This window comes from Streptomyces sp. NPDC001770 (assembly GCF_053596135.1).
In genome coordinates this window covers 1-22,937 of sequence record NZ_JBSFFN010000022.1, presented here as the reverse complement: position 1 = coordinate 22,937, position 22,937 = coordinate 1, and the positions used below count along the sequence as shown (strand labels likewise).

Sequence of the window (22,937 nt, the reverse complement as noted above, 5' to 3'; positions counted from 1 at the left end):
GCGGCGCGGTGGCGGCCGGCCTCGCTCCGGCGAACAGCTCCGGACAGCGCCGCCGGGTCGGTGCCGCGCGACTGGAAGGGCAGCCTGATGCCGGCCGGCGCCATGGTGATACCGGCGTCGTCATACTGGGCGTCGTCGTTTTCGAGGTGCCGGCTTTCGCACCGGTCCTCCCCGGACTGCTGGTCCTGGCCGCAGTCTCCGTCGAAGGAAGGAGGCCCAGGTGACCTGGACCGTCGTGCTCGCAGGCGCGTCGGGGTACGGTGCCACGTACCTGCGTGAGATCGAGGAACTCGAAGGACGAGGGCTCGTCCGTCTCGTGGGGGTTTGCGATCTGCGGCCCCTGGACGCGGACGCACGCTTCGCCGGACGGCCCTTCGACACCCGTCTCGACCGCCTCCTCGCCGCGACCCGGCCCGACGTGGCCGTCGTCGCCACGCCCATCCACACCCACCTGCCCCTGAGCCGGCAGGTACTGGAGGCCGGCTGCCACCTGCTGCTCGAAAAGCCGCCCGCTCCGAGCGCCGCCGAATGGCGGGCGATCAGGACGCTCGCCCAGGACAACGCGGTCAGCTGCCAGGTCGGCTTCCAGAGTCTCGGCTCCGCGGCCTGCACCCGGCTCGCCGAACTCATCGCCGCGGGCGGGCTCGGAGAGATCCGGGGCATCGGCTGTTACGGCGCGTGGTCCCGCGACACCTCCTACTACCAGCGGGCGGCGTGGGCGGGCCGACGCGAACTCGACGGCGTGCCGGTGGCGGACGGCGCGCTCACCAACCCGTTCGCACATGCCGTGGCCACGGCCCTGGCCCAGGACGGCAGCACCGGCTGGAACGACATCACCACCCTGGAGACAGAACTCCTGCGGGTCCGTGACATCCAGGTCGACGACACCTCCTGCCTCCGGCTGAGAACCCGGAACGACACCGTGATCACCGTCGCGGTCACTCTCGCCGCCGGGAGCCCCGAGGAACCGGTCGTCGTCGTCCACGGAAGCCGGGGCAGAGCGGAACTCCACTACACGCGCGACCTCCTGGTGCTGGACGGCAGGCCCGAACAGTACGGTCGCACCTCCCCACTGGTGAACCTCCTCGCCCACCTGGACGACGGAACGCCCCTCCAGAGCGGCATCGACGCCTGCGGCGCCTTCACCCGGGTCCTCGAACACATCAACACCTCGCCCGCCCCCCGCCCGATCGACGAACGATGGCTCAGCCGCGAGGGTGAAGGCCCCTCGGCACGCGTACACATCCCCGGCGTGGAACAGACCGTCCGCGCGTCCGCCGAGAGCCTGGCGACGTTCGCCGAACTTGCCGCGCCCTGGGCTGTCTGACCCGCACCCCAGGCCGGGAACCTGATCACGCGGCACCCCGCGCCCGTCCACGTGACGACCCGGAGTACCCGTGGGTGAAGGCCAGGCTCCAGATGCCGATGCGTCCGGGGTCCACGGGACGGGTGTACCCGCTGGTGGATGCGGCCGGAGGGCGGGCGAGTCTCCTTGCGGCCGGAACAGCGAGGACATGCGACCGAGACGTGCACTTACCCAGCACCGATCGCTGGAACGCAGACAGTGATGCCCAACCACGCCCACCGATCCGGTGTCTCCGGGGCCGATCAGGGGCTGCAGATCATCATCGCAGGGGTACACCCGCCACACGGGGGGTACCCGCGTCCCGAGGCCGCGCCGGGAACGGCTGGGCCAGGGCACCCGCCCTCGACACAGTGGGAGAGGGAATGAGGCTTCGGGACTTCGCGCAGAACGCCGCGTCCCTGTGTACCGCCGAGGTCGTGGGCGGCCGGTACCGCCTGGACGGACTCCTCGGCTCGGGCGGCGCGGCGCACGTGCACCGCGGGTTCGACCTGCGGCTCCGGCGGCCGGTGGCGGTCAAGGTCTTCCGGCAGGATGCCGGCGTCGACTTCGAGGAGAGCCTGCACAACGAGGCCGTCATGCTGGCCCGACTGGACCACCCAGGCCTCGTCACCGCCTACGACACCGGACAGCACGACGGACGCTCCTTCCTGGTCATGCGGTTGATCGAGGGCGACAACCTGCTCAAGCGCATCGCCGAAGGGCCGCTGCTCCCCGCCGCGACCGCCGCCCTCGGCGCGGGCGTCGCCCGGGCGCTGGACCACGCGCACGAAGTCGGCATCGTCCACCGCGACGTCAAGCCGTCCAACATCGTCCTGGACGCCACCCGCCGCCCGCACCTCATCGACTTCGGCATCTCCCGGATGCTGGACGACGCCTCCCGCACCACCGTCGGCACCCTCATCGGCACCGCCGCCTATCTCGCCCCGGAGCAGGTACTCGGCCGCCCCGTCGGCCGGGCCGCCGACGTGTACGCGCTCGGCCTGGTGCTCCTCGAATGCCTCACCGGCAGGCTGGAGTACGACGGAATCCCCCTGGAGGCCGCGATCGCGCGGCTGCACCGGTCACCCGTGCTGCCTCCCGGCCTGCCCGACCGACTGGCCTCGCTGATACGGGACATGACCAGCCTGGACGAGCAGGACCGGCCCACGGCCGGCGAGTGCGCCCTCGTCCTGACCGCGCTGGCCGACAAGGACCGCACGGCTCTCGTGCCGGCGGCGAGCGCCACGAGCCTCGTCGCGCCCGGCCAGGGCGCGCCGCGCACGACGGAGCACACGCACCGGAGCCCTGCGCCGGCCGGGGCGGTGCCCACGCGCCGGGCGCTGCCCGCGCGGGGACGGCTCCTGCTCGCCGGGGCGTCCGTCGCGCTGGCCGCCATAACGGTGACCGCCTTCGCCACCACCGACGCCTCGACCCCGCCCGGCGAGGGCCGCAGCGCCTCCACCGCGTCCCACACCCCCGGGGAAAAGCGGGCCGGTGACCCCGACGCGGGCAGGACGGGCACCGCCACCCCTGAGACGGGGGCGCGGGGAACATCCCCGGCAGCGCTCTCCCCGCGCCCGGACATCGCCTCCGGCGCACAGCCGGACACTTCCGGGAGTGCGCGGCCGGAGCCGGCGAGTTCGACCGGTCCTGTCGCCAAGGCGGAGCGGGGCGCGGCACCCGACGCCCCGGACGTACCGCCGGGCAAGGACAAGAAGGCGAAGAAGGGCACGGCGGAAAAGCCCCGTCGGGGCAACTCCGCCTGCGCCTCGCCCAAGTGTGGACCTCGCTCGTAGCGAAGGTCCGCATCGGCCGGGGAACGCACCGGGACGGCGCCCGTGCCGTCAGCCGGCGGCCGGTGCCCATCACGGGCGGGGCCGCGTCGAAGCCCAAGCCCGTCGGCCGGTCGGAGTGCTCGATCTCGACGGTTGGTTCCAGCGCGACCCCACCGCCGAAGTCGCCGTCACCGCCGCGACGGAAGTCTCCACCGCAGTCCGAACCGCGTCGCCCAGCACCTGCTGACGGTGCGCCTGGAGCAGCTGCGCGAGCAGCCCACCACGGTGCGCCGGGCCGCCCGGGCCGGGGCCGCGTCGTGGAGGGACCGGCCGCCGGAGCTCGCCGCCCGTACCCCCTCTGCGGTGACGCCACGGTTCAGGGCCATGCGGCCGTTGCGGGCGTGTCCGGGTACTACGAAGTCGTCCCAGAGGGGTGCTGCGGACACGTATGGCTCCGGTGGTGCGCGATCCTGCCGTCACCGGACGCCCTCCGCGGAATGAGCGATGTGGCGAGGCCGGGACCCCAGGCCGGAATCCCCCGCCCGCACGGGATACTGATGATCATGCGCGTCGACTTCACCTCCGCTCGCGCGGAGAGGACGTCCGCGGTGACGTCGACATCAACGACGTCCGCGGCTCACCTCCGCTCGCGCGGAGAGGACTTCTCCGTAGACGTCCCGGACGCCTCAGCCTTCGGCTCACCTCCGCTCGCGCGGAGAGGACAGGAATGCCCGCACCCGGCGAACGATGTCGAGCGGCTCACCTCCGCTCGCGCGGAGAGGACGCGGTGGCCGAAGTGCGGGCTCCGAGGGACCACGGCTCACCTCCGCTCGCGCGGAGAGGACCGCACCGACATGTCCAAGATCCAGCCGGGCGACGGCTCACCTCCGCTCGCGCGGAGAGGACTTCGGGAGCTGCGCCACAACCTCGCGGATCAACGGCTCACCTCCGCTCGCGCGGAGAGGACTGCCGGCGGCGGCGACGCAGCCGCCCCACGCCCGGCTCACCTCCGCTCGCGCGGAGAGGACACCGCGGCTAGCGCTGGGCCCGCGTCGTGCATCGGCTCACCTCCGCTCGCGCGGAGAGGACATCCGGTCGTGCTCCGCGGCCTCCTCGCGGGCCGGCTCACCTCCGCTCGCGCGGAGAGGACAGAGCCGTCTTCATCCTGGCCGCGATGGCTGGCGGCTCACCTCCGCTCGCGCGGAGAGGACAGCCGTGCCGTTCGCTGCTTCGTCTACGGCTGCGGCTCACCTCCGCTCGCGCGGAGAGGACAGATGCCGCACAGGTAGATCGGCTCAGCCGGACGGCTCACCTCCGCTCGCGCGGAGAGGACGGCGGCGGCCACTCCTTGATGCGCCTGTACTTCGGCTCACCTCCGCTCGCGCGGAGAGGACTTGATCACGTTGGCGATGGCGGCCGGCGCAAGCGGCTCACCTCCGCTCGCGCGGAGAGGACGCCGTGACCGACTGGTGCGTGAGCCACGAGCACGGCTCACCTCCGCTCGCGCGGAGAGGACTACGAGGGCGGGATTTGTACGTGCGCGTACGACGGCTCACCTCCGCTCGCGCGGAGAGGACCTCGGGTTGGGCGAGGGTGATCCCCTCCCCAACGGCTCACCTCCGCTCGCGCGGAGAGGACAGTCATCTGAGCGCGCAGCCACGCGGCCTCGTCTGGCTCACCTCCGCTCGCGCGGAGAGGACTTGATCACGTTGGCGATGGCGGCCGGCGCAAGCGGCTCACCTCCGCTCGCGCGGAGAGGACGCGTACCAGGGCATGACGAAACCCCCCGACAACGGCTCACCTCCGCTCGCGCGGAGAGGACCTCGACGCGTGGACGCAGCCGAACGCCACCGACGGCTCACCTCCGCTCGCGCGGAGAGGACGTCGAAGGGTGGGCCGTCGCCCCTGAGGGGCACGGCTCACCTCCGCTCGCGCGGAGAGGACCGGCTGACGCAGAACATCATGACCGTGGGCACCGGCTCACCTCCGCTCGCGCGGAGAGGACAGGGCGGCACCACCGCCCACTACGAGGATTGCTGGCTCACCTCCGCTCGCGCGGAGAGGACTCCTCCGGCTCGCGCGCCAACGGGCAGGCGAACGGCTCACCTCCGCTCGCGCGGAGAGGACTGCTCACCCTTCAGGGGCAGGACACGACCGGGCGGCTCACCTCCGCTCGCGCGGAGAGGACTCGATGGCGTCATCCCCGGAGGAGACGCAGAACGGCTCACCTCCGCTCGCGCGGAGAGGACTCCGAGTTTCCGTCCTCCAGGCGCTCCTGCCACGGCTCACCTCCGCTCGCGCGGAGAGGACAGCAGCATGAGTAAGCAGGCCCGAACCCACGACGGCTCACCTCCGCTCGCGCGGAGAGGACCCTTTCTGACCTGGGGCGTTAGAGGGGGTTTGCCATTTCTTGACCTTCTCTGCGGAAGGCGATGAGGGTGAGTCCGTCGAAGTCGACGGGTTCGCGGCGGCGGGTTCCTGCTGTCTTGAGTGTGAAGCCTTGTTCGTTGTCGGCGGGGTGGGCGAGGGTGGCGATGCCGTCGTCGATGCTGGCGGCGACGGCGGCCCAGAGTTCGTCGCGGACCTTGGCGGAGACGGTGCCTACGTAGAGCTCGGGGGTGACTTCGAGGAGCCAGCGGGTGAGGGCGCCGCGCAGGTGGTCGGGGACTGCGGTGGCCGTGATGACGATCATCGAGGACATCGGCGGCCGCGCCTTTCCGGTGTGCTGGCGCGGGTCCGGGTCATGGTGTTTTCCCGTGGTTGATACCGGCGGGGACGGAGCCGACGACGGGGTCCCAGAGGTCGACGAGCTGTTCTTCGGGGTCGGGGCATTCGTAGGTGTGGGTGGGGTCTAGGAGTTGCTGGATGTCGGTGACAATGCGGGGGAGGAGCTGGAAGAGGCGTAGTTCGTGGCGGAAGGAGCGGCGTGCTTCGGCCTCGGGGTTGGTGGAGGCGTGGAGGGAGAAGGCGAGGGGGATGGTGAGTTCGGCTTTGTAGAGGTCGGCGATGTCGTAGACGAAGGCCTGTTGGTTGCCGTTGTGGACGAAGCCGAGGGCGGGGGAGCAGCCGAGGGCTGTGATGGCTGCGTGGACGATGCCGTAGAGGCATCTGTTGGCGGAGGACAGGGCGAGGTTGACGGGGTCCTGGCTGTCCCAGGAGTCGGGGTCGTAGGAGCGGCGGAAGCGGCCGATCTTGTACTGGCGGGCGAGGAGCTGGTAGAGGGTCTTGACGCGTTGGCCTTCCATGCCGCGGAGTTTGTCGAGGTTGGTGCCTTCGGTCGCGGTGCCGTCGCCGAAGCGGAGTTCATACATGGCCTGGGCGATGGCGAGGCGGCGGGTGTCGTCGGTCCAGGCGCGGGTCTGGCGTTCGAGCCAGAGGGTGGTGAGGGATTCGGGGACGGCCGCGGAGTAGCAGCGCACGCCTCCTGATCCGGTGGTGACGACGGTGGTGCCGTTGCGGGCGAAGGTGGCCAGGGCGCGTGCGGTGATGGAGGTGCCCGGTCCGAGCAGCACACAGGAGAGGGCTGCGGTGGGGAGGTAGACGGTGTCGGTGCCGTGCTGTTCGCTGGTGACTTCGGCGCAGACTCCGGTGTCGTCCTGGTGGATGCGGACGATGTCGAGGTAGAGGAAGGACAGCGAGTCGGCGACGCGCGGGAGCATCGCGACCGTGGGCGCGGCGAGTTTGCGCCGGGCGTTGGCCCCCGTGAGCGGCTTGGAAGCGGGGCGTGGGGTCACTGGGGCTGCCTCGCGGGGGCGATGCTCAGAAGTCCGCAGCCGTACGACTTGCCGCGCCCGATGCCGCCCAGGATCGCGGCACGGAGCAGGTCGGTGTCGATGATGGCGGCGGTGCCGTCGAACTGGGTACGGGCGTGGCGAATGCGCTGCGGGGCAGCCCCGGCGGGGCGGCGTTCGCCCCGGACGGCGTCCAGGGGCTGGGCGTGGTGGGTGAGAGGTTTGAGGCCGCTCTGGTCGGCCTGGCGCAGCCACCACTCGTCTGCCGCCGTACCGGTGAGGGGGACGACGGGCGGGAGGTTGTAGAGGGCTCGGGTGGTGGCGCCGGGTTTGCGGACAGGACTGGCGACGCACCGGTAACGGACGGTGAGTCCGGGGCGGATCGCGTCGATCAGTGCGTCGAGGGGGCGGCTGAGAGTGGTGCCGTAGCCGTCGGGGAGACGGTCGGTGTCGGGCTCGTGGGTGGACTGGAGGAGCAGGTGCGGCCCGGCGGGGGTGTCCTCGGTGCGGAAGAGGACGCCGAACCGGGCGCGGGGGTCGGGGCCGGCGTCGGAGGGGAAGAGGCTCATGAAGCGGCGGTGCATGCCGACGGGGTCGCCGAGGTCGCGCCGGGCCTCCGGGGAGCGGGTGTCGGGGACGAGGCGGGTGAGCCAGAGCGTCATCGCCGGCTCCCTTCGGGGGTGTGGAGCCGGGTGTCGAGGTAGTCGCGCAGGGCATCGAGCTGGCGTGCTCCGAGTCCGGCGAACTGGGAGTGCGGCAGGAGCAGGGTGCGCCGGTAGAGCGGACGGGCACGGTAGGAGCGGCGACTCGGGTGGTAGCTGACGGGCTGGTCGTTGAGCTCGCTGGAGGGGCGGGTGCCGTCTTCGTGAGTGGTACTGACCATGTAGGTGGGGGAGGGCAGGTGGGTCAAGGGTTGGTCGGCGAGGAACTCCACTGCCTGGCCCTCCTGTTCGTCATCCCGGTTCCGGTTGGGGCGGGCGGCGAGCGGCAGGTGGATGAGGTGGTGCAGGGCGTCGTCGCTCTGCCCGACGAGCACGGGGCCCTCGGGTGGGCAGGAGCGGCGGCCGAGGTGCAGCGACCACCGGGGAGAACGCAGGGCCTGCGCGCACCGGTCGAGGAGCGCGTGGTTCTTGGCGGTTGCCTGAGGGGTGGTGAGGGCGACGGTGAACGCGGCGTCGGCCAGGTAGGAGCGGTGGGTGAGGAGCGTGCCCGTGTCCCCGGGGCGCTTCTTGCCCTCGGCGGTGGTCACCGTCTCCTTCGCGGGCAGGCCGCCGCCGACGGTGTGCAGATCGCGCAGCAGCACCCCGGGCCGGTCGGTGCGCACCGTCAGGTTGAGCGCGGTGAGGTCGTCGAGGGGGTGGTCGCGGTGGCGGCCGAGGGCGGAGGCGAGCATACCGAGGACGCCGGACCGGGTGGGAAATGCGGCGGTGTCGCGTTCGTTGAAGTGGGAGTGCAGGCCCCAGGACTGCAGGGGCCCGGTCAGACGGAGCAGCAAACCCGGCTCCGCGTCGGGGAGCGGGGTGGTGGTCATGCCGCGTCTCCGGCGGGTGCGGCCAGCGCGCTGTCGAGAGTGGCTTCGATGAGGGCGTCGAAGCCGGTGTGGTGGGTGCCGAGAGCGTCGAGGTCCTTGGCGTCGACGCCGGCCCAGCCGGAGGTGAGGATGCCGATGGTGCCGATGAGCCGGTTCGCGGCTGCGGCGTAGTCGGACAGGGTGGTGCGGGAGGGGGCGGAGAAGCCGCCCTGCCCGGCTGCGGCGACGGGGCTCTCGAACGCGGCGGCGTAGGACAGTGGCCGGTCGGTACGTACGGAGATGTGGACGAGGTCGGGGATGGTGTGGGGCGCGGTGGAGTTCTTCTTCGCCTGGGGCAGGGAGAGGATGAACGCGCTGAGGAACGCGGCGGTGAGTTCGCGGAGTTCGGTGGGGTCGTCGCCGATGTTGCGGGCGAGGTCGCGCAGGTCGATGGTGGCGTACCGGTAGAAGGTGCCGGCGCTGAACTCGGTGTGGCCCATGTGGCCGCTGCCGGTCTGGTCGCCCCAGGTCGAGGTGACGTCGTCGACGGCGGAGAAGTAGTCGAGTTCGACATCGGTCTCGTGCGTGGTCAGCGCGTGGGCGACCTGGACGGCGCCGTCGACCCCGGCGTTGTCGACCTCGGCGAGCATCCGGCCGAAGAGGTTGATGACCCCGTTGCGGGAACGCAGGATGGCCTCGACCCGGTCGGCGGGCAGGGCGCTCTTGTCGGCGGGCTTCTTTATGTCCTTCGCCGCTTCCAGCACCTCGCGGTACTCCTCGGCCAGGTCGGCGAGTTCGGCCACCGCGGTCTCGGGGACGTACACCATCGCGTTGGTGAGGACCTTGTTGGGGACGGTCTGCTTGAGGTCCTTCGGGTCCTTGGCGAGTTCGAACTTGATGCTGCTGGCTGCCGCCGCGTGCGCGCCCGCCTTCTCCGCGAGCGGCTCCGGCCATCCCCGGCCCTCGGCGAGGAGGCGGGTGACGCGCTCGCCGATCCGCCGGGTACGCAGCGCTACCTGGCCGACGTGGGCCTCGAACTCACCCCGGGTGGCCCGCTTCCAGGACTGGCTGCTGACCCGGGTCCGCAGCACGTTCCCGTACTGGACCGTCTTCACGGAATTCGTGTCGTCCCGGTTCAGGTTGGCGAACGGGACGCTCTGGACGATGTGGATGTCGATGAAGCGGGAGGCCATGGCCATGAGGGTGTGACTCCTTCGTACGGTTACGTGCGTGGGATGGGTGCTGGTTCGAGGTCAGAGGGACGCGGGGGCCGTAGCCGGCCCCGCATTCGCTGCGAGTTCCTTCTCGTCCGCTTCGTCGGCCCGTTGCGCGGCGTCCCTGGCCCGCAGGCGGTAGAAGTCCTGGAGCCAGGTGCGCGAGCTCCGCCCCGAGTTCCTGCGCCAGTGGGAGAGGTCGTCGAGGAGCTGTGCCCAGTCGACGTCGACATCGAGCGAGCGCAGGTATCCGACGGAGGCGGGCAGGTGCCGGTGCAGGCCGTTGACGCTTTGGCGGGTGAGGAGGTTGAGGCGGCTCTCCGCTGTCCCCGCTCGCATCTCCTTCTCCCTGCCCGGCCCCTCGGTGACCGCGGTCGCGAACGCCGTTCCGAGACTGACCCGACGCCGCCGCACGCTTGTGGCGGGCGTCTGCTCGCCGTCGGTGTGTGCCGGGTCGTCGTCCGTGCTCTTCTCCGTGTCCGGTGCCGCGAGGGCGCTGCGGGACTGGGAGGCGATCATCGCGGCGACCGCGTAGTATGCCCGCTCCACGTCCTCCGAGCGTCCCTCCGGCAGCCACGGTGCCACCAGGCGGTGCATGCGCCGCACAGAGTCGAGGTCCTTCCGCAGCCCGCTGCGCAGAGCGCTGCGCGCACCGGGGTCGTCACGGCTGACCTGGGACACCCAGTCGGTGAACGCACGCGGGCTACGCGCCCGCGACGTGCTCTTCTGCTGCGGGAAGCCGCCTGCCGCTGACGGCGGGCTGACGGCGTCCTGTGCGGGGGGCGGGGGAGTGGTGGTCATGGGGTGGGCTCCTTGAGGTTCGTCCGGGGGCCGGGCACGGCCGCCGCCTTCTTCGGGGTGCCGCCGTAGAGGTCGATGCGGGCCTCCGAGACGGCCTTCGCGCCGCGCAGGGTACGGGTGACGGGCCGGGTCACGGTGTCGTAGGCGTCCTCGGCCAGGCGCAGGAACGCCCGGCGGGTCGCCGCCGGATCGAAACCGCCGTCGGCTACCTCGCCGGTGCGGTCCAGGAGGCGGAAGCGCGCCCAGAACTCCGCCTCGGCGCGCGGCCAGTACCGGGCCGCGGCCTCCGCCCCCCACGCCCCGCCGTCGGCCTTGGCGTCCCTGACGTAGGCGGCCCAGGCGCGCTTGACCGCCCGGTCGAGACGGCGCCCGTACAGCTCGCCGAACTGGCGCAGGCGGCCGACGGCGGGGACGGTGCTGGGGTCGTTGTCCTCGGCGTATCCGAGGACGGCCGGGGTGCTGGCGTCGACGAACTGGGTGTCCTTGGCCTGCCCCTCCTGGTCGAAGCCGAGCGCCCGCACCCGAAGGTCCTCGGAGACTTCGACCGCCGAACGGAAGACCCGGGGCTGCTGCGGGTGCGCGCTGCCGGCCGGTGGATGCTGGAGCAGCAGCGCGTCCAGGTCACGCCACAGAGCCCGCGCCGCGTCGGCCGGGCGCGGGTAGCGGTTGCCCTGCTGGCTGGTCTGCCAGATCAGGTAGTCGTCCTCGCGCGGCAACCGCTCACCCCGGTACGCCCAGGTGATGAACGCGTCCCGCACATGGGTGCTGTCCCCGTCCGGTAGCAGGAGCAGGGCGTGCTGCGAGCGGCCGGTGTGCCGCGAGCGTGGCCCTCGCGATTCCCGCACCGGGTGGTCCGGGTCCGGCAGGTCGTCCTGCTCCCACGGGCACAGGTCCTCCGCGCCGTTCACGGTGTCCTCCGGCGGTACGAGGCCGGCGAGCAGCGTCTCGAAGAGCGAGGTGCCTTCGGGGTGGTAGGACAGGGCGGTCCGCAGCGGACCGGCGGTGGCGCTCGCGGTCTTCAACCCGTTCACCTCGCGGGACGAACAGCGCCCGGACGGCCCGTAGTAGTGCCACACCAGCAGGCTGAGGAAGGCCTCGGGTGCGGAGGGCGGTTCGGGGGCGGTATCGGTGTCGTGCCGGAACCAGGAGTGGTTGTTGCCCGAGGGGCGAGTGACGATCAGCTTGTTGACCCCGGCGGTGTTCGAGGCGTCGCACTGCTCCGCCAGACGAGGATCCTGCATCCAGGGACGCCCGCCCGGCGCGAACAGGAAGAACCGGTCCTTGAACTCCTCGAAGTACGCGTCGATTCCGCCGGACGGGAGCCGGCCGCAGTCGAGGACGTCCAAGCGGCGTTCGTCCCAGTCGCCCCCGGCACCCTGCTCGGTCAGACCGGCGACCCGCGCGGTGAGCGCGTAGAGGATGCGCAGCAACGCGGCGTGCGCGGGCGCGTCCGGGACGGCAAGGGACTCGATGTCGTGGCTGCGCAGCAGGAGTTCACGCAGCCCCACCAGGTCCCGGAGGGCGGCCGTGCCGCTGGATCTGGCCTCGGGTTTCCAGCGTACGGGGACGCAGGGTTGGTCGATCAGGTCGAACGTGCCGGTCGGCATGGAGATGTCCTGTCGTCATTCGGGCAACGCTGGAGAGAGGAGCCGGCGGGAGGGCCTCGGCTTGCGCGACGGCAGCAAGAGGTCACCAACCCGGCCCGGGGACGGCGCACTTGAAAAGTAGCGGAGGTGTGAGAGTGGAGTGAGCAGAACGTGAAGATCACTCGGCTTCGAGGCCGACCTCGGATATCGAGAGGGTGAAGCGCCCATGGCGGCATGCCCACGCCCCGTCTCCGGTGGGGCTCATACGCAGTACGGCGAGGTCGCGGAGCGAGGGGTGCGTCCCCCACTTCTTCGGAACCGTCGCCTCGGGCTCGCCGCCCCGCAGCCACCGCCCCGGAACCGGCGCCACTCGCCGCGCGACAGCCGCCAACTCCGCGGCCGCGAGACCGAAATGGCCGCCGGCGGGGACCGGCACCGTGCCCTCGGGGTCGAGAGTGGCTGTTCCGTCCGCCTGCTCGTACAGGCAGAGCACCCGGCCGGTGTCGGCACCGAGGCGTGTGGTCAGCAACTCCTCCGTCACCCCCGCCTCCCGCACCGACAGCTTGCTGAGATCACCCTTCACGTCCGCCGGGGCACAGATACTCGCCCACGTCGCCAGATGCCGCTCGGCTGCCTCGTCCGCAAGCCGATCGTCATCCAGACGCGCCAACTCCGCACGAACCGCCTTCTGGAACTCGTCGACGAAGTCCTCCTCGTACACCTCGTCCACCAGCCGCTGCACGTCGCCCGGTACCGCAATACCGGCCGAGGCGCGCTTCTCCAGGATCCGTGACGTGCGCACGAGTAACCCGGTGTCGTAGACCGACCCCCACGAGCGGGGCGGGGCCATCTCGGACACGACCGGCGGATCGAGCACCACCAACTCGGGCTCGTCCTCCGCAGCCGCCCACGCCGGCCGGCCGAGGAGCCCGCGCCGGTGCCTTCGTGCGCGCCCGGCACGCTGCAACAACTGTGCCAGCGGCGCCAGATCACTCACCACGAGGTCGAAATCGAAGTCCAGGGACTGCTCCACCACCTGCGTCGCCACCAGTACCGAACCCGGACGCACCGACACCGTCACCTCGCCCGGCTTCCCGTACGCCGCCTCACAGGCCGCGGTGATCGCCGCCCGCACATCCGCCGGGTAACGTGAATGCAGCAACCTCACCCCACCCGGCTGCCCGGCAAGCTCCGGGAACGCCGCGCACACATCCCGGTACGTCTGCTGCGCCTCGGCCACCGTCGTGCAGCACACCAGCGCCGTACCACCCTCGGCGGCGACCGGCGCCAGCACCTCTCGCAGCACCGCCCGTCGGCCGCCCTCGCGCACGGGCGCACCGGCCGACTCCGCGGTGTCCCACACCACCGGCCGGTGCGACACCTTCAGCGTCCGGACCCGGTTGCTCGCGGTACCCCGCGCCGGCGACACCACCCCGGAGGTGCCGCTCACGAAAAGCCAGCCCGGATACCTCGGCACCATGCGCGACGGCTCACGGAATCCGGCACCCCGCCGGTAGGCGTCCACCAGCGACCCGGCCGAGCGGCCCGTCAGCGTGGCCGACAGCAGGACGACCGGCGCACCCAGCGCCCCCAGCCACTCCAGCAGGCGGACGAGGAGCTGATGCATCCACGGGCCGTACGCATGCGCCTCGTCGACCACGAACACCTTGTCCGACAGCCCGAACAGCCGCAACGCGTTGTACCGCAACGGCAGCACCGCACTCAGAGCCTGATCGATCGTCCCCACGCCCAACGGGGCGAGCAGCCCGCGCTTCCGCCCCCGCAGCCACCCGTCGGCCTCAACCGCCGTTCGGTGCCCGGCACTCACCGTCCCCTCACCGGGCGTGGTGTCGAACACGGCCGTCCCGTCCCCGCCGCCCGGGGAACTCAGCCACGCCATGGAGTGCAGCAACATCAGCGCCCGCTCCCCGGACAAGGCCCGGGAGGCGAAGGCCTCCACGCGGGGCAGCATCGCGTCCGCCGTACCCATCGTGGGCAGCGCGAAGTACACGCCCCGAGCGCCCGCTGCCCGCCCCAGCAACGAGGCCGCGAACAACGCCGCCTCCGTCTTCCCGTCACCCGTCGGAGCCGTCACCAGCACCAGACCGGAACCGTGCTCCCCGACCAGAGCGGGAAGATGCTCCACAAGATCCCGCTGCAAGCTGTTGGGAGCGAACGGGAACATCGCACCGAACTCCCCGGCGGAGAACCGCGCCCGGCCCAGTCGCGCCGCCCGCACCAGCCCAGGAGCCACCGCCACCGCACCCTGCCAGTGGGCATCGACCTCCGCCGGCGTGCCCGACCATCCGACGGCGGGGATCCGCGGCTCGATCACGGACGTCTGACTCGCCAGCCAGTCCGCCACCACGACCAGCCCGGACACCACCACAGCCAGTCCTGCGGGTAACTCGCCCTGAGGAACCGCGAACGCGCCCATTACCTGCCGCAGTTCGTCGAAGTGGGCACGTCGCTGGTCGGACCAACCCTGGTTGCCCAGGCCGGGGTTGTACGCCTCGGCCCGGGCTGCTTCCTTCGCCTTCAGTACCGCGCCGAACAGGCCATGATGGCCACCCAGCAACTGCGCGATCTGATGACTCACCGACCTGCGGAGTACCCGCGCTTCGCTGGGGTACTTCGCCGCCTGGAAGAGCTCGTTCAGCGCCCAGTGAGACGCGACCTCGTGGCGGAAGCTCTTCTCGGCCTCGGCGCCCGGCGCGCTGACGTACGCGGGGTCGTCACGCACTGGCGTGTAGCAGGCGGGAACCTGCGCCTGGAACGGGGGAGTGATCTTGCCGAGGTCGTGCAACCCGGCCCAGAACGACACCACGGTGCGTGCCTCCGCCACGGGCAGGCCGAGCGCGTCCGCGATGGAAGCCTTGGTCTCCTCGCCCAGAACAACGTCCCACAGCTCCTGGAACACCGCTCCGGTGTCGAGGAGATGACACATCACCGGGTACGGCCGGGACAGCCCGTGCTCCTTCCCCCACAGCCGGACATCCACCACACAGTCCCCCGAGGCCCCCGCCCCGTCGCGCTTAAGCATGAGCACAGGGATAGCACCCCGCACTGACAACCACCCCAAATAGCCCAACCGGTCACCGATATGAGGGCTGAGCCTTACACTCGCTGCGCGACGACAACGGGGGCGATTGGCATGGGCGACGAAGCTCGGCAAAGAAATTGCAAAGCCATCAGATAAGAGCAGGTCGCGAAGTGCTCTCCGCGCGAGCGGAGGTGAACCGGCGGCGGAGGAGCAGATCGCGGCGCAGCGCCGGTGCTCTCCGCGCGAGCAGAGGTGAACCGTAGGTGGGGTCGGCCAGGCGGACATCGGTGCCGTGCTCTCCGCGCGAGCGGAGGTGAACCGGCAACGCGGAAGGAGGTGACCGAGCACGCACATTCGTGTAGTGCCTAGAGGCCGGGGCGAAGGGAGCGACCCGCTGCGGGAACTGAAGAGTGTCCAGGCCGCCGTGCAGCTCGTCTTCGTCGGGGCGACACGCCCCACTCACCTTCTGGTGCTCGCCGCCCACCGCGACCGCAGCAAAAAGTACGCGGATGCGATGACCGGCGCTGGCTGGGACATCCGGGATCTCACCGCCCCGGGCCGTCTCTCGCCGGGCGCGGGCGGACGCCCTGCGCGGACAGGCGGTCCGTGACGGTGCGGAGTGGCGGGTTCAGCCGGGTTCAGCCTCAGCGGTCCTCGATCCCCTTCGGCGCCGGCGGTCTGAGCGCGGGTCTCCCCAGAACCTCCGGAGGGTGCTTGCGCCGCCTGCGTCACTGCGGGGGAGCGGGCTGACCGCTGACCGCCCACCACGCGCCTTCGCCAGGTTCAGCACCCCTGGTGCCTCTCGCTCCGGCCTCGGCCGAAGATGTGCCTACCGGGGCTCGCGGCGCACGGTGAGGATCGCGACGTCGTCGTGCGGCCCCGTCGAGCCGGCGAAGGCGCGGGTGTTCTCGTACAGGACGCGGGGTGCGTTTTCGGCGGGCGAGACAGCCGGATCGGCCAGTCGGTGCTCCAACGGGTAGAAGGAGCCGTCGCTCGCCCGGGTCTCCGTGACGCCGTCCGTGGTGAGGAAGAGTGTCGCGTCGTCGGGGAACGGGAAACTTCCGACGGCCACCGGCTCGTCGGACAGGGCGGCGAGGCCGAGGGGGAGGCCGGTATCGAGCACCGGGGCGGAGACGGTGCCGTCCTTCAGCAGGTGCGGGGGAATGTGCCCGCAGTTCACCACCCGGGCCTCTGTACCGCCGTCGATGGAGATGATCAGGGCGGTGACGAACCGCTCCTGTTCGCCGGCTTGTAGCGCATACCGGTTGTGCAGAGCGACGGACGAGTCCATGGCCACGACGAGTGCGGTCAGATCGGACTCCCGGTGTGCGGCCTCCCGGAACGAACCGATGACGGCGAAGGCGGTGCCGACCCCCGAGAGGCCTTTGCCCTGTACGTCGCCGATGAGGAGCCGCGTCCCCCAGGCTGTCTCGACGGCGTCGTACACGTCCCCTCCCACGAGCCGGTCCTCCTGCAGTGGCTCGTACAGGCCGTCGACCAGCGCGTCGGTGGTACGCAGTGGCAGGGGTCGGAGAATCTGCCGTTGCATGACGGTCGCGGTGGAACGAAGCCCGCGTACCGGAGCCGCCGCCACGGCCGCCGCCGCACTGACCGGACCCGCGGGGGCCACGTACACCGCCGTCCTCGCCGCCGACACCGCCGTACCGGCCTGGCACGGGGCGCACCGCGAACTGCCCTACCTGTTCGCGGCGTCCGCCACGGCAGCCGCCTCCGGCATGGCCCTCGTCCTCGGACCGACACGGGAGACCGGCCCCGCCCGCGCCGCCACGGTGCTCGCCGCAGCCGCCGACCTGGCGACGAGCGCCGCCGCCGAACGCCGCCTCGGCCCGGTCGCGGAGACCTGGCAGGAGGGCAGGGCGCCGGGATGCTGCTCCGGACGGCCCGGGCGCTCACGGTCGCCGGCGCCGTCGGCGCGCTCGCCTCCGCGCGACCCGGGCGCGCCGCGAAGCCCCTGGCGGCTCTCGGCGGCTGCGCCCTGCTGGCCGGGTCCGCCTGTACCCGTTTCGGGATCTTCGCGGCCGGAGTCGCCTCCGCCGAGAATCCCCGGTACACCGTGCTGCCCCGGCGCGAGCGTCTCGTACGGCGGAAAGCGGCGTAGGACGGCGAGACGGGAGGCTGATCCGCCGGCCGCGCGCACCGCGTCCGACAAGCAAGTCTCGGCCCGGCTGTGGGCCGCGGCAGAGCGGCTCACCCGGCACCTCCGTGCCCGCCTCCCGCCACGGGGCCCCGGTCCGCGCCCGCCAGCGGATCCCGTCAATCAACGGCAACAACGGCCCCAGCACCGCCCACTGTTCATTCGAAAGGTCCCCTCGCCCCACACCGAGATCATCACAGCACGACGCGGGCCACGGGCCCCAGTTCTGAAACACGGCCCCAGGACGCGCACACCACCAGGATCGTGGACGGTTCACCTCCGCTTGAGCGGTGGTGAACCGGCAGCCGACACCAGCACCGGCATCAGCAGCGGATCCTCTCCGCGCACGCGGAGAGGACGAGCGATGACATTTGCGTCCGGCCCGGGACGGCCCGCCCCCCGCCGCCACGTTCCGGAGCGGGCGGCGCACGGTGAGCTGATGAGTATGGTGCCGACGGTGTAGATACTCGTCGCGTCGACGCAGTCATGCCGGCGCAGCCAGAACGGCTGCGAAGAGATGCCCCGGACCTGCGGATCGGCGTGCAGCAAAATAAGGGCTTGCCGGGAATCAACACGTCGGTTTGATCTTGCTTTTGTCGAGTTCGAGGAATCTCGCGATGTCAGTCGGTGTGCGGAAGCGGGCGGTCGAGGCAGAGATGTGAACTCCGTGGGCTTCCAGGAGCGGGCGGACGTCTTTCGCTGCGCGGCTGATGGTCATGGCGGTGGTATTGAAGAGCTGGCCCAGGAGGTCCTTGGTCGCGAGTTTTCGCAGGTGGAGCACGGTGGCCAGGACCCGGTCGGCTGAGGTGAGCTTGGGTTTGGCTCCTGTGTCAGGAGCCACCAGGCGTTCGTGGCCTCTGCGGGTGCGGAGCACTTGCTCGCGTTGAATCTCCATCGCTGGAGTCAGCACGTCGATGAGTTCGTTGAGCTGCCTGCGGGGCATCCCGGTCAGTTCCGGGTCCTGTAGCGAACGCCGCGTGAGGCGGGCCGGTCCGTCCGCCTGGGCCTCGCCCTGTGTGCTGGTAGTGGTCGCCGTGTCCGTCGGGCGCTGGGGGTGGAGGGTGTAGTTCCAGTCGCCGTGGAAGCGGTGGCGGGTGATGGGCAGGGCGGCGATCTCGTCGTCGCTGACGCGGATGCCGGTGGGGTACTCGCCGCTGTCGAGTTCGGCCTGGACGGTGAGGCCGGTGCGGCTGGTGGTCGCGGCGATGGTCTGGAGCATGACTTCGTGGCTGGTCAGGGGCCTGCCTCGCCAGTTCATGGTGATGCGGGAGAACAGCCGGTGCTCGATCTTGTTCCACTTCGAGATGCCGGGCGGCAGGTGACACACCGTGATCTCAAGTCTGGTCTCGGCGGCGAGATCGGCGAGCTGGGTCTTCCAGCCGCGGGTGCGGTAACCGTTGGAGCCGCCACCGTCAGCGGTGATCAGCAGCCGGCGGGCGCCGGGGTAGTCGTGCCGGCCGACCGCCTGCCACCAGCGGCGGATCGAGGCGACAGCGAACGCCGCCGTGTCGTGATCGGTGCCGATGCTGACCCAGCCGGTGTTCGCCGTCATGTCGTAGATTCCGTACGGAATCGCCTTCTCGGCCTGGCCGGGGAAGTCGTGCGTCTTGACCTTCACGGGCTGCCCTGCGCGCTGCCATTCGTGCCCGGCGTTCCTGTAGTCGGGACGTTATCTGTCCCAGCTCGTACCAGTACCACGACGACACGACACTCCTGCCGGAACTGGTCGGATCGGGTGGCGACGACGTCAAGTCCTGCGACGAGTATGCGTTCGCCTCGACCTACCAGTCCGCCGGAATGCCCAGTGCGATGAACGGCCGTAACCCGGTCGGGTCGGGCGACGCCTGCGTGCAGACGTACGCCACCCGGGTGCAGCAGGGAACGTGGAAGTTGTACGACGATGACCGGTATCCGCTTCCCACCTTCAAGGAGGTCTGCGGCCGCTCCTCGATGTCACAGTGGCAGAACGGCGGTTCCATGAACCGCTTCGCCGGCTTCGCCTCGTACTTCCGCCTGCTCGACTCCGACTCCTACTGGGTCGACATCCCCGGATTCGACGGATGCACCGCCAAGGCGCCGCTGGTGCGATGCACCATGACGCCATAGCAGGGCCGCAGTGAGCGGGTCGGTCCCCGGAGACACTCTCCGGGGGCCGACCCCACCCTCAACCCCAGCCGAGTGCGTCGCCGTGCACGACCGGCGTCTCGCCGAAGAACGGCGTGCCCTCCTCCAGGGCGTCGGCCAAGGCCACAAGGAACGCGGTGAGCGAGGGCCAAAGCTGCGCCTCCCCGCCTGTCTCCTTGAAAAAGTAGCCGACGCTGCCCCGGCCCGGGCCTGGCCCGGTGTCAACGAAGAGGCAGCTCGCACCGTCGTGGTTCGCCGCCCACGGGATCCAGTCCAGACGCCACCAGTCGGCCTCCACATCCGGTCCGTCCACCAGGGACACCAAGCGCGCACGCGGCGCCAGCGCCTCATCTACGCCGAGGAGACCGCACCCGGATACCAAGAACCGGCCTGCCTCGGTGGGGAGCGTGCCGTCACAATGTGCGTACAACTCGCTCAGTTCCTGTGGGAGATCCTCTCTGGCAACAGCTGGCCGTACTGCGGCCAGACTCCCTGGGGCCATCACGGCCAGCCACTCCGTAAGCCGCGTCCATGCCTCCCCGAACGCGTCATTCCCCGTCATGCCCACTCCTCCGTAGGCGCCCGTTCGGGGTGGACACCGACCAGGTTCGTCTGGACTGCCAGTAGCCGGCCGTGGCCGCGGGACACACTTCCGAGCGCTGCTCGGACCCTCGAAGCTCGTGATGCCGTGTCTCTTTGAACATGGAGTCTCCTCTCATAGCGGTCTTTCGTGCTTCCGTATCTGCAGGGTCGTCCATGATGCGGATGTTCCAGCCTAAGAGCTCGTAACACGATCTTTCTGAATCGTCCTGGTAGGCCGTTACCGGTGTGATGATTCGGCCGTTCGTGAGGGTGTGGGTACCCGACCGTGGATCGTGGACGATGAGTTGTGGGCTCTGGTCGAGCCGTTGCTGCCGCCCTGGCCGGAGCGGTCGCCGGGGCCGAGGCCGGTGTCGGATCGGCTCTGCCTCCAGGGCATCCTGTTCGTCCTCTACAACGACATAGCCTGGCAACTCCTGCCCCTGGAGCTCGGGTTCGGCTCGGGACAGACCTGCTGGCGCCGGCTGGACCTGTGGCAGAAGGCAGGGGGCTTCGACCAGTTGCACCGGGTCCTGCTCGCAGAGCTGAACGCGGCCGGCGAACTCGACTGGTCACGTGCGTGTGTGGACGGTTCCCACATCCGCGCGAAAAAGGGGGAGTCGACACCGGTCCGTCGCCGGTCGACCGGCGGAAGACGGGCAGCAAACACCACCTGATCTGCGACGGACGCGGCACCCCGCTCAAGGTCATCACGACCGCGGCCAACGTCAACGACGTCACCCAGACCCTGGCCCTGATCGACGGCATCCCCCCGTCGCGGGCCGACCCGGCCGGCCCCGCCGACGACCAGACGCACTGCTCGGCGACAAAGGCTACGACTCCAACCCCCACCGCGACGAGCTCCGCCGCCGACGAATCCTCCCCGTCATCTCCCGCAAGGGATCACCGAACATCAAAGGAATCGGCAAGCTCCGATACGTCGTCGAGCAGGCCTTCGCTCTCCTCCACCACTTCAAACGACTCGCCGTCCGCTGGGAACGCCGCACCGAACTCCACGACGCCTTCGTCTCCCTCGCCTGCAGCCTCATCTGCTACCGACGCCTCAAAAAGACCCGACCATGATCGTGTTACCAGCTCTTAGCGCGAGTGTCCGGCGCGACCAAGTCGAAAAAGCGAGGAAGACTTCCTGCTGATAAATTCGCCGAACTTGGAGATGGCGTGCGAGCGGATCTGTTCAGTGGGAAGCTTGCGGTACAGGACGATGGCGAGGATGTGAGCAGGTCGAATGAGCTGCTTCTGTGTCGTTGGGTTGAAGAGTTCATTTCTGGCGCCCCCCAGGTGGGGGAAACGGAGACCCTTCGAACAGTGCAAGCTCTGCGCCGGGTTGTTGCATTGATTGATTGAAGCATTCGATCAGCTATGCAGACGCTGGCGAAGGTGAAACTTCCTCAGGGGCTTTCCATACGGGATGCAGTCGAGCGAGTATCTCTTCTTCGAAATTTTCGGAGGAGGCTTTTCCAGGGCGAACTTCAACGCCATGGAGGAATCGCTTCATGACGGCACGTCGTTGAGAGATGCTTCCAGAGCGCCATGTGTGTGCGAGGTCGTTCGGTATGTTTCGGGGGGGGACTCTTTTGGCTACTCATGGTCATCGCGCGTCGCTTTTTTTCAATCTCTCGATTGGTTGTCCCCAGCAGTTCATAGAAGTCTTCCTCGGTCAGGCCAGCAGACTTCAGCCGGCCGGTGTTCCAACGCTGCATAAGGTCCTTCTTCCTTGACACGGCTGCATGCAGGCGGGCCCGATTCTCGGCCAGCTGATTAGGGTCCAAGGCTTCTTCCGGTTCGACGGCTGACCTTAGGAGCCGCTCCAAGTAAGTAGTCATAGCCTTAGCAATTGCCCGTTCGCAGATCTCGGCGGAGATGTTCACTTTTCCGCATCCGCCGTTAGCGGGAGCGGGGCATCGGTAGTACCGGTTCCCTGACTTCTTTACTGTGTTCCCTACTAGACCCCGCGAGCAGCGGCCACAGGTGAGGATCCCGGAGAGTTCGTGGCGCACGACTATGGGCCCGGTGCGGCGCCCAGCCAGCATGCCGCTCTTCTGGCTGCAGAGTTGAAGTTCGAACTGGGTCTGGGGCCAGTCTTTAGGCGTGACGATCTGCTCCCAGTTGCCGAGGAGTGGATGACCGTCATCGTCGAACAGGACAAGCGACCAGCCGTCGTACGTGTGCGCCGAGCCAACACGGTGTTTGCCGCCGTACGAAACCATTCCGGCGTAGCGCGGGTTGCGTAGCATCTTGTTCACCATCACCGATGACCACCGGGTTCCCGCAGGGGAGGGAACGTCTTTGGTGTTGAGCGTGGTGGCGATGGCATGGCCGCTTTCTCCTGAGAGACACTGCTCGTATATCCAGGCGACGCGGGCTGACTCCTCCGGGATTCGTTTTCCTTTGTTCGGCCCTTTGCGGACCCATCCGTAGGCGATGCGGCCCTGGATCTTCCCGTCCTGAGCGGTCGAGAGGTGCATGCGGGCGACGCGGCGGCCGGTGTCCTCGGAGGACTTGAGGGCCATGACGCAGAGCATGCGGGCCATGTGGCGGTCGCTGTCGTTGATGAGGTTCATGCGAATGCCGGTGGCGCCGATCACCGGCCGCTGTACGTATTCGATGACGTCGATGAGGTCTTCGAGGTCGCGAGGCTGGCGCACGAGTCGGTCGAGTCGTAGAAGATAACGCCGTCGATCACGCCGGCTGCCAGGTCGGCGAGGAGCCGACGGAACTCCGGGCGGACAACTACCCAGTCGACAGTGCCGTCAGAGCGGATGACCTTGCGCTTTTTGAAGGCGGAGGTGTCGTTCTCTTTGTAAATCTGGGCGAACGATCGCCACCCCAGCCGCGCACGGGTGTCCTCGGCGTCCTCGTGCTGCCGGTCGACGCCGGCTTCGAGGCCGAAGCGGTCGGACGAGATTCGCAGATAGGCGCCGGGGCGCTGAGGCACGAACGCCGACAGTTCGTCGTACAGGTTCAGGGCCATGCGGCCGTTGCGGGCGTGTCCGGGTACTACGAAGTCGTCCCAGAGGGGTGCTGCGGACACGTATGGCTCCGGTGGTGCGCGA

Annotated in this window: 14 protein-coding genes, 5 pseudogenes and 1 CRISPR repeat array; of the genes and pseudogenes, 5 read left to right on the top strand and 14 right to left on the bottom strand. The window is 69.8% G+C overall.

Going from position 1 to position 22,937, the window contains the following annotated elements; genetic code table 11:
* The first annotated feature begins 220 nt into the window (after window positions 1-220).
* Together ACWCSV_RS20340 and ACWCSV_RS20335 are read left to right on the top strand one after the other, a co-directional pair.
* Window positions 221-1,327, top strand: a complete 1,107-nt coding sequence (locus ACWCSV_RS20340) for a Gfo/Idh/MocA family protein (RefSeq protein WP_451144091.1) — start codon at window positions 221-223, stop codon at window positions 1,325-1,327.
* Between the two features lie 401 nt (window positions 1,328-1,728).
* Window positions 1,729-3,141: a protein kinase domain-containing protein gene (locus ACWCSV_RS20335; RefSeq protein ID WP_451144089.1), complete on the top strand. Its 1,413-nt coding sequence runs from the start codon at window positions 1,729-1,731 to the stop codon at window positions 3,139-3,141.
* A 551-nt stretch (window positions 3,142-3,692) separates the two neighbouring features.
* Window positions 3,693-5,491: a CRISPR direct-repeat array (repeat unit 29 nt; unit sequence CGGCTCACCTCCGCTCGCGCGGAGAGGAC).
* Window positions 5,492-5,509: 18 nt separating this feature from the next.
* On the opposite strand, the gene cas2e is transcribed toward ACWCSV_RS20335, so the two are convergent.
* From cas2e to ACWCSV_RS20290, 9 genes and pseudogenes are all read right to left on the bottom strand, one after another.
* Window positions 5,510-5,821 (bottom strand): type I-E CRISPR-associated endoribonuclease Cas2e, encoded by a 312-nt coding sequence (cas2e, locus tag ACWCSV_RS20330; protein ID WP_451144087.1) that lies wholly within the window; start codon window positions 5,819-5,821, stop codon window positions 5,510-5,512.
* Between the two features lie 40 nt (window positions 5,822-5,861).
* Window positions 5,862-6,779, bottom strand: coding sequence for a type I-E CRISPR-associated endonuclease Cas1e (gene cas1e / locus ACWCSV_RS20325; protein WP_451144249.1), 918 nt, complete (start codon window positions 6,777-6,779; stop codon window positions 5,862-5,864).
* A gap of 71 nt (window positions 6,780-6,850) precedes the next feature.
* The gene (gene cas6e, locus ACWCSV_RS20320; RefSeq protein WP_451144085.1) at window positions 6,851-7,513 is read right to left on the bottom strand and encodes a type I-E CRISPR-associated protein Cas6/Cse3/CasE; all 663 of its coding nucleotides are present in this window, start codon (window positions 7,511-7,513) and stop codon (window positions 6,851-6,853) included.
* The gene (gene cas5e / locus ACWCSV_RS20315) at window positions 7,510-8,382 is read right to left on the bottom strand and encodes a type I-E CRISPR-associated protein Cas5/CasD (RefSeq protein WP_451144083.1); all 873 of its coding nucleotides are present in this window, start codon (window positions 8,380-8,382) and stop codon (window positions 7,510-7,512) included. Before cas5e ends, cas6e begins: the two co-directional genes overlap by 4 nt.
* The gene (cas7e, locus tag ACWCSV_RS20310; protein ID WP_451144081.1) at window positions 8,379-9,560 is read right to left on the bottom strand and encodes a type I-E CRISPR-associated protein Cas7/Cse4/CasC; all 1,182 of its coding nucleotides are present in this window, start codon (window positions 9,558-9,560) and stop codon (window positions 8,379-8,381) included. The genes cas5e and cas7e overlap by 4 nt, the downstream gene beginning before the upstream one ends.
* A 54-nt stretch (window positions 9,561-9,614) precedes the next feature.
* Window positions 9,615-10,376: a type I-E CRISPR-associated protein Cse2/CasB gene (casB, locus tag ACWCSV_RS20305; RefSeq protein ID WP_451144079.1), complete on the bottom strand. Its 762-nt coding sequence runs from the start codon at window positions 10,374-10,376 to the stop codon at window positions 9,615-9,617.
* A complete protein-coding gene (casA, locus tag ACWCSV_RS20300; protein WP_451144077.1) occupies window positions 10,373-11,983 on the bottom strand; it encodes a type I-E CRISPR-associated protein Cse1/CasA in 1,611 nt (536 codons plus the stop codon). Before casA ends, casB begins: the two co-directional genes overlap by 4 nt.
* 157 nt (window positions 11,984-12,140) lie before the next feature.
* On the bottom strand, window positions 12,141-15,029 hold the full coding sequence (gene cas3 / locus ACWCSV_RS20295) for a CRISPR-associated helicase Cas3' (protein ID WP_451144075.1): 2,889 nt from the start codon (window positions 15,027-15,029) through the stop codon (window positions 12,141-12,143).
* Between the two features lie 805 nt (window positions 15,030-15,834).
* Window positions 15,835-16,575: pseudogene (locus ACWCSV_RS20290) on the bottom strand (PP2C family protein-serine/threonine phosphatase); the annotation flags it as partial.
* Here ACWCSV_RS20290 and ACWCSV_RS20285 point away from each other — a divergent pair.
* Window positions 16,571-17,124: pseudogene (locus ACWCSV_RS20285) on the top strand (NrfD/PsrC family molybdoenzyme membrane anchor subunit); the annotation flags it as partial. The pseudogenes ACWCSV_RS20290 and ACWCSV_RS20285 sit on opposite strands and share 5 nt — an antisense overlap.
* Before the next feature lie 112 nt (window positions 17,125-17,236).
* Here the strand turns inward: ACWCSV_RS20285 and ACWCSV_RS20280 are convergent.
* Window positions 17,237-17,344 (bottom strand): annotated as a pseudogene (locus ACWCSV_RS20280) (IS5 family transposase); the annotation flags it as partial.
* 384 nt (window positions 17,345-17,728) lie between these two features.
* A pseudogene (locus ACWCSV_RS20275) lies at window positions 17,729-18,820 on the bottom strand (ISAzo13 family transposase); the annotation flags it as partial.
* 137 nt (window positions 18,821-18,957) lie between these two features.
* Here ACWCSV_RS20275 and ACWCSV_RS20270 point away from each other — a divergent pair.
* On the top strand, window positions 18,958-19,266 hold the full coding sequence (locus ACWCSV_RS20270; RefSeq protein WP_451144073.1) for a hypothetical protein: 309 nt from the start codon (window positions 18,958-18,960) through the stop codon (window positions 19,264-19,266).
* Between the two features lie 58 nt (window positions 19,267-19,324).
* On the opposite strand, the gene ACWCSV_RS20265 is transcribed toward ACWCSV_RS20270, so the two are convergent.
* Window positions 19,325-19,846 carry an SMI1/KNR4 family protein gene (locus ACWCSV_RS20265; protein ID WP_451144071.1) on the bottom strand — a complete coding sequence of 174 codons (522 nt, stop codon included), beginning with the start codon at window positions 19,844-19,846 and terminating at the stop codon, window positions 19,325-19,327.
* 310 nt (window positions 19,847-20,156) lie between these two features.
* On the opposite strand from ACWCSV_RS20265, the pseudogene ACWCSV_RS20260 reads away from it, so the two are divergent.
* Window positions 20,157-20,946 (top strand): annotated as a pseudogene (locus ACWCSV_RS20260) (IS5 family transposase).
* A gap of 407 nt (window positions 20,947-21,353) precedes the next feature.
* On the opposite strand, the gene ACWCSV_RS20255 reads toward ACWCSV_RS20260, so the two are convergent.
* Together ACWCSV_RS20255 and ACWCSV_RS20250 are read right to left on the bottom strand one after the other, a co-directional pair.
* A complete protein-coding gene (locus ACWCSV_RS20255) occupies window positions 21,354-22,469 on the bottom strand; it encodes a recombinase family protein (protein ID WP_451144069.1) in 1,116 nt (371 codons plus the stop codon).
* Window positions 22,466-22,937: recombinase family protein (locus tag ACWCSV_RS20250; RefSeq protein WP_451144067.1), on the bottom strand; the 472-nt coding region annotated here is incomplete at its 5' end. The genes ACWCSV_RS20255 and ACWCSV_RS20250, both read right to left, overlap by 4 nt.

Excerpts from the sequence above, each read along its gene's own strand:
- ACWCSV_RS20335 (WP_451144089.1), top strand. The coding sequence starts at position 1,729 with ATGAGGCTTCGGGACTTCGCGCAGAACGCCGCGTCCCTGTGTACCGCC.
- cas5e (WP_451144083.1), bottom strand. The coding sequence starts at position 8,382 with ATGACCACCACCCCGCTCCCCGACGCGGAGCCGGGTTTGCTGCTCCGT.
- ACWCSV_RS20270 (WP_451144073.1), top strand. The coding sequence starts at position 18,958 with ATGCCCAGTGCGATGAACGGCCGTAACCCGGTCGGGTCGGGCGACGCC.
- cas2e (WP_451144087.1), bottom strand. The coding sequence starts at position 5,821 with ATGTCCTCGATGATCGTCATCACGGCCACCGCAGTCCCCGACCACCTG.
- casB (WP_451144079.1), bottom strand. The coding sequence starts at position 10,376 with ATGACCACCACTCCCCCGCCCCCCGCACAGGACGCCGTCAGCCCGCCG.
- cas6e (WP_451144085.1), bottom strand. The coding sequence starts at position 7,513 with ATGACGCTCTGGCTCACCCGCCTCGTCCCCGACACCCGCTCCCCGGAG.
- cas1e (WP_451144249.1), bottom strand. The coding sequence starts at position 6,779 with ATGCTCCCGCGCGTCGCCGACTCGCTGTCCTTCCTCTACCTCGACATC.
- casA (WP_451144077.1), bottom strand. The coding sequence starts at position 11,983 with ATGCCGACCGGCACGTTCGACCTGATCGACCAACCCTGCGTCCCCGTA.
- ACWCSV_RS20265 (WP_451144071.1), bottom strand. The coding sequence starts at position 19,846 with ATGACGGGGAATGACGCGTTCGGGGAGGCATGGACGCGGCTTACGGAG.
- cas7e (WP_451144081.1), bottom strand. The coding sequence starts at position 9,560 with ATGGCCATGGCCTCCCGCTTCATCGACATCCACATCGTCCAGAGCGTC.